Raw genomic sequence first — 6,038 nt, 5'->3', positions numbered from 1 at the left:
ATTATGTGTATGGAGTTATGTTGAGGGTTTGCCTTTGGCCTGAATGGTTGCAAAGGGTGGGAGAGCGAAGTAGTGATTCCGCACCGAGGGCGGCTTGCCCGTCCGTCAGTGCGTGAAGGTGGTGAGGGAAAATCGCTTTGCCAATGAAGCCCGTACACATAACTCCCATAATGCGTATTTTAAATGGCACTCAGCGCTTTTTTAATTGAAAATGGTCTAATTTCACTGTTACTAAATTCTACTTTGTAGCATTTATGTTGAACATGTTGTCCACCGATAGTTCTTAGTTCGTAGTCAACAATAAAGTGCTTTATGCTTCTTCCATCAATGTTCCAGTTTGTTGCTTCACAGTACCTTTCATAAAGATCTTTAAGCTCTTCGAATAGATCTCCGTTCTCTATCTTTCCATCAATACTGTCTCGTAAATCCATGTAGTGTTCATTTGCACTTTTCTTCGAGTGAAATGTTTTGTTACCTAGTGTTACCTTAGCCATATTTGTACTCCTGTTTGTTTATTAAACAATAAGTCAATCAGAAGTGATTTGTCAAATAACACTTAGCAATCAATATGTTACGAGTAAAATAATACGTTACTGTGTTGCATTTTATTCACTTAACAGAATGAAAAGTATGAAGATTTATTTTTGGATATTTTTTTATTAGAGCTCAATTTTTAATGATGTACTAGCCCCGCAGGGATAAGGGCACTTTCTACAGTTTTTGGGGAGTGCTTTTCTAAAATGCCCGAAAAGTAGGGAGCTTGCGACCGTAGCTCCCCTTGAAGAAACCGCAAAACACCCCTTCATCCTGCCAAGCCTAAAAATGGTACAGGGCACTGCCAGTTATCGGTTCTACCTCTTCCTTCTCATAGTGCTCAATCCAGAGAGAAAGAAAGAGCGGAGGGGGGAGGAAGCGGAGCGCCGCGCTGCGCTCTTTCTTGGTGGCTAAGCCACATACTTTAATAGTGGCTTATAGTCCCAATGTGGCACTGACCTTTATTGTTGGCTTTTCGGATGCTTGTTCCATCCAAGTGCTTTGTTCAGTTCTTCGGCTTCTTCTAATCTCTTTCGCTTTTCCCTTTCCGCCTTTTTCTTCTCCGCAATTACCTCATACTCAATTTCTGCACCGGAAAGTTCTTCTTCACTAAATCCATAACTTTCTATTAGCTCTTGCTTTATCTTGTTTGCAGCAACAGTTTGCTCATTGATGAGGTGGCTTATGTATGCACTCCTTAGCGATGCTCTTTCACTTGCTCGTTGCTTTTCTCTATAGGATTTAAGTGCTTGAACTTGTGTACTTAGTGCTTGAATATCTTCTTTGTACAGACCAGAAAGCTGCCAGATAATTGTTCTATATGCTTCATCTGTATCTTCATCAATGCCGTTCAGTGCACTAACAAATGACTTCACAGCTTCTATTTGCTGTTCTCTTGTGTCTCCGTAAATGAGATCATTTAAGTTTTTGTTAGTTATCTTCGCGATCTTTACAACATCAGACAATTTTGGATCGGTTTTCCCTGCACAAATTCTCTTTAATGTACTGACACTAATTTCGGTTAACTCTGACACTTCTTCATATGTGCCTCTTTCTAAGATCGCACTTTTAAATCGTTGTACCTGTTTTGGATCTAGCATGAGTTCATTCTCTAGTGAGTTCATTCTTATCTCCGTTCATTTTACCTCTTGTTTTCGACCATAAACCCATAAGTGTCACAATTGACACCGAGTTGGTTGCATATCTGTTTTGTTGGTAGTAACATCGTCAGTGTCATTATAGACACTTTAAATAATCATAACTGATATTGACAGGGTTTTGGTGTGTACGATTTTCTAGGCTTAAGAATCCACTTCAAAGATGAGTTCATTACTCCTATTCAGGTTGGTGATGAGTGGGAGACTCATATCAATTTTGACGATCTTATTGACCGTGGTCTTCGTTTGGATTGCTCTGTTGATCTTGATGAAGATGGGAACACTTCCATTTCCTCTCTTCGTCACGCTTGGGAATCTGTCCCTTCTAGCTATACCAGTATTGCTATGAAAGTTTTTCAGGGTTCTGGTTTTCGTCCTAATGCTTGTGTTGAGTTGAAGTGTTCTCCAGCAAAGATTCTTCAAGGTCATAACGTTTATGGTAGTGACTCTCTTTTGACCTGTGCTACTGCCATTCTTGATGCTTTCAAACGTGCTATGCCTCGTTTCTGTGAGATGCTTGATTTTCAGATGACTGATGTCTTCCGCTTTGACTCTACTATGTCTGTTCAAGTTGAATCTCGTGACCAGCTTCAGGCTGCTCTAGTTGCCTTATCAAAAGTATCTAACAAGTATCTTAGACCTAGTAGACAAGGCGAGTTCGAGTCTACTGTTTACTTCAATAAAGATAAGAACAACCCTAACTCTGGCCGTACTACCTCACTCATTATTTATTCAAAATTAGATGAAGTTAATTATCAATGTGAAGCTCTTAAGAAGCTTAAACGTAAGGAAAAAACTAATCGTTACGATCGCGTTATTGATGAATTATCTTCTGACTCTTTAAAGGGCTTCGCTGACAATCGTCTTCGTTTCGAGGCTCGTTTTATGTCTCGCTGGTTTGAGAAAAACAACATACCTCAAAATCTTTTTGAGTTGATCGAGTATGTACGTCTTTTCGAATCTGCTTCTGATTCTAGTTTCTGTCTTTGGGCTTGGCGTGATGCTATGAAGTATCTGCTAGACGCTATTGAGGGGAGCACTCTTTCGGTTGTTAATGACCATAAAGTTATGTCTTTGCTTCATGACCTATACGATACCGTAGACTCGAAGGGAAACACCCGTAAATCAAAAGCCCTTCGTCTATTTCAAGTATATGACCGTTTGAAGCATTCGACCTATGAACAGGTTAAAAACACTATGTCTAAATCTAGCTTCTACCGTTCCATTTCTGATTTGATGGCAGTTGGGCTTTCAAAGGAACAGCTTCAAAACCTTCATGATGATGAACATATTCCTCTTGGTCAGGTTCTTACTTTTGATTTCGATAATCAACGTCCGGCCAATTACAAAGAGCCTGTATTTCAGGGTATTAATTCTGGTGCTGACCTTTTGGCTCATCTATCAGGTTCTCCTCGTAACGTTCAAGTAACTGAACTAGATAAAATTTACGATTCTTTATCTGATATTGGTATGCCAGCTCTTTATGCTCGTGCGCTCCAAGCAGGTAGAGAAGTTCGAATAAACCAAGATAAATCTGTCTCTCTAGTCCTTTGGGATGACGGTACTTCTAATCTTGTTTTCCATAAACCCGGCAATAAAGCAGATGTTTTATCAATGCCTTTTAATCAATCAACGTCTAATCCATCTAGTGAGAGCATGAGCTTTCAGCAATGGTCAGGCGGTAATCACTAGGGTGACTTTATGAACAAAATGCCTTTAACAATTTTTAACTCTAATTTCGGAACAATGGAAGATGAGAACGGTGGTTCACCTATGCAATGGGCGAACTGTCAGACTATTGGTGACTTCCAAGAGAACGGCGACAAAGTAGGTTGTCAAATCGGTAAAATTTCCGTGGTTACAGATAACAACTTTGCTCTATCTAAGCGCCTTAATATGGAGCTTAAAGCTAAGAAAGCGCCTTTGGAGGTTCTTGCCGTTTTAGGTATGGGCGTTTCCAATGGCAAATCAACATTCATTCTAAAGGATTTTGAAGTTCCAAAAGCTTCTTAATTCAAACAGTTTTATTGGTTTAATTATTCGGCGATGAAGAACTAATAAAGGTATCACTATTAGTAGATATCAACCATTCGATAATTGAACCACCATATTTAGGAGTTAATTAGATGATTTGTGCAAAACCTCTTGATGGCTATCTTCAAATTGTTCAGTTAGCTCCTAATGAAAGTTGCCAATACATAACCTTAATTGAGCAAACCGATTTAATAGAAACGGTTTCTTATTTAGATGAGGCGAGTGCATTTGAAATTATTGGCGCGGCTGCTTCGTTATATGCATTGGCATATGTAATTAAGATGGTATTAATTCAACTCGGTTTTAGAGGTTAATATGAAAACTAAACTTTTGACTCTTGGTACTGTTATCGGTGCCTCTCTTGTTTCTTCTGCTGCAATGGCTGATGTAGATGTCACTGCTGCAACTGGTGTAATTACTACGCAGGGTTCTGCTGCTATTGGTTCAGTTGGTCAAGCTCTTATTGGTTTAGCTGCTTTAGCGGTTGTTTATAAATGGGCTAAGGCTGCTTTCTTCGGTTAATAGCTATTACTCTAATAAAAGGGGGGCTATTGCTCCCTTTTTTGATCTCACTTTGGGGGGATTTATGCCAGTACCTTTTTATATAAGCCCATCGGATATTATGTGGGGCTTCATTATCTTCCTGATTGTTGATTGTATTAGGAGGCTGATGTGAATATTAAATATCTTCTTTCTTCACTGGTTATTTTGTGTAGTGTTTCGTTTAGTGCTTTGGCAACAAATCATTGTGAAACGTTAATAGAAACTGAACCAACTTTAGGCGTTTGGTGGGATGAGGCCGCTTATGGTCGTAACATGCTTGGTAATTATTGGTGTGGTTCTGCTTCTAAATGTACAGCTCAGTTAACTAGTTTTGTTGGTTGTGATTCCGGTAGGTGTTTTGCTGATGCTGATTATACTGGTGCGGAATGTCAGCATGATACGTTAGATGGTTTTTGTACTGATTCAACTTGTTCTATCGCTTTACCTGAGCCAGAAACATCAAACCCTGACGAACCGGTGCCTGATAAGGATGATGTTTCGCCTCAAAAGGGTGTGGCATGGCGTTATAGTAGTAATATTGGTGAAACAGTTACTGCGGCTGCTACTAAAAGATGTCAAGGCTTTGAGTATTGTAATAATTTTGATGTTCAGACTTATAGGTTTGACTCTTCTAGACAAGATTTGAGAACGGTCGTTTTTTATCTTGAGGGAGGGGCAGTTTGGGTTACCGAGGATTATAAAAGTGTTACTTGTGATACTTTAACTGCTCAACAACAACTACTTGTTCCTACCTGCTCATCTGATTCGCAGCCTACTGACCCAGAACCAGAGCAATGTAAGCCTGATTCACCTGATTACCCTAATTGTTGTGATGAGTCGAATAACTGGTGTGATGCTCCTTCTACTGAAGATTCATGCACCATCTTTTCTGATAATTACCCTGAGTGTGCAGGTGATGTAGATGTAGACCCACCTACAGGTGGTGATTTAGGCGACCCTGATAAACCAAACGGTGGCGGCACTGGTAATCCTGACCCTGATAAACCAGAACCGGATGTAGAAGAAAATAGCGATACTACAAAGGCTATTGAGTCTATGAATAAGGACTTAAATAAACAGCTTACTGGTATCAATAATGACTTGAATAAAAACCATGCTGAGAATATTTCACATCTTGATGCATTAAAGAATTCTATAGATTTAAACACAGATACTATTGTTGATACCTCTAACCATCTTAAAAATGCCATTGAGAGCCAAACAGGTACACTTTCAGATATTGGTAATACCAACAACAAATTACTTTCTTCACTTAATCACCTTTTGAATGATGGTATTGGGGAATTAAGTGATGATTTGAAGGGTATTGAAGGTGAGATTAATTCCGGATTAGACGATTTAGAGCATGGTATTAACGGCTCCCTTAGCGCAGATGATTGTCAGTCTTTTTCTTGTGAGGGTAATGCTGCGACTTGTTATTTAGCTAAGCAGGCTTGGCATGAGAGCTGTCAGTCTAATGATATTAGTGAGATTAATGAGGCCGGAACTGGTTTATTAGAGGGGATAGGAGATTATAACGACCAATTTACTGATGAATATGGTGCTTATAAAAATATTTATGAGAATGCTGAGGGTTCAGTAAGTGATTTGTTAAAAGCTTATGATGAATCTAATGGCGTTAATTTTGATGGTGAGTGTCCAGCCCCAAAATATTACGATGGTGGTTTATTTAAATTTACCATTGATTTAGCTCCTTTCTGTGAAATGGCTTATATCATTCGTGCTTGTATTATGGCGGCGGCTGCGTTC

6 protein-coding genes and 1 pseudogene are annotated in these 6,038 nt (G+C 39.3%); 5 read left to right on the top strand and 2 right to left on the bottom strand.

The annotated features are described in order from the left end of the window. Positions 1–179 precede the first annotated feature (179 nt). Entirely contained in the window at positions 180–494 is a 315-nt protein-coding gene (locus tag R7044_RS23800; protein ID WP_225455837.1) for a hypothetical protein, read from the bottom strand. A 501-nt stretch (positions 495–995) separates the two neighbouring features. Then, positions 996–1,658 (bottom strand): helix-turn-helix domain-containing protein, encoded by a 663-nt coding sequence (locus tag R7044_RS23795; RefSeq protein ID WP_225455836.1) that lies wholly within the window; start codon positions 1,656–1,658, stop codon positions 996–998. A gap of 159 nt (positions 1,659–1,817) precedes the next feature. Between R7044_RS23795 and R7044_RS23790 the strand changes: the two genes are divergently transcribed. From R7044_RS23790 to R7044_RS23770, 5 genes and pseudogenes are all read left to right on the top strand, one after another. Then, the gene (locus R7044_RS23790) at positions 1,818–3,383 is read left to right on the top strand and encodes a phage/plasmid replication protein, II/X family (protein ID WP_225455835.1); all 1,566 of its coding nucleotides are present in this window, start codon (positions 1,818–1,820) and stop codon (positions 3,381–3,383) included. A gap of 9 nt (positions 3,384–3,392) precedes the next feature. Then, positions 3,393–3,704 (top strand): hypothetical protein, encoded by a 312-nt coding sequence (locus R7044_RS23785; RefSeq protein ID WP_024701911.1) that lies wholly within the window; start codon positions 3,393–3,395, stop codon positions 3,702–3,704. Positions 3,705–3,817: 113 nt separating this feature from the next. Then, a complete protein-coding gene (locus tag R7044_RS23780; protein ID WP_025791107.1) occupies positions 3,818–4,039 on the top strand; it encodes a hypothetical protein in 222 nt (73 codons plus the stop codon). 1 nt (position 4,040) lies between these two features. Further along, complete coding sequence (locus R7044_RS23775) at positions 4,041–4,247, top strand: major capsid protein (protein ID WP_024701909.1); 207 nt, start codon at positions 4,041–4,043, stop codon at positions 4,245–4,247. A gap of 150 nt (positions 4,248–4,397) precedes the next feature. Continuing rightward, positions 4,398–6,038 (top strand): annotated as a pseudogene (locus R7044_RS23770) (hypothetical protein); the annotation flags it as partial.

It is taken from the genome of Vibrio sp. 1402 (assembly GCF_033340275.1).
The sequence above is the reverse complement of the archived record's forward strand: the minus strand, read 5'-3'. Positions and strand labels throughout refer to the sequence as shown.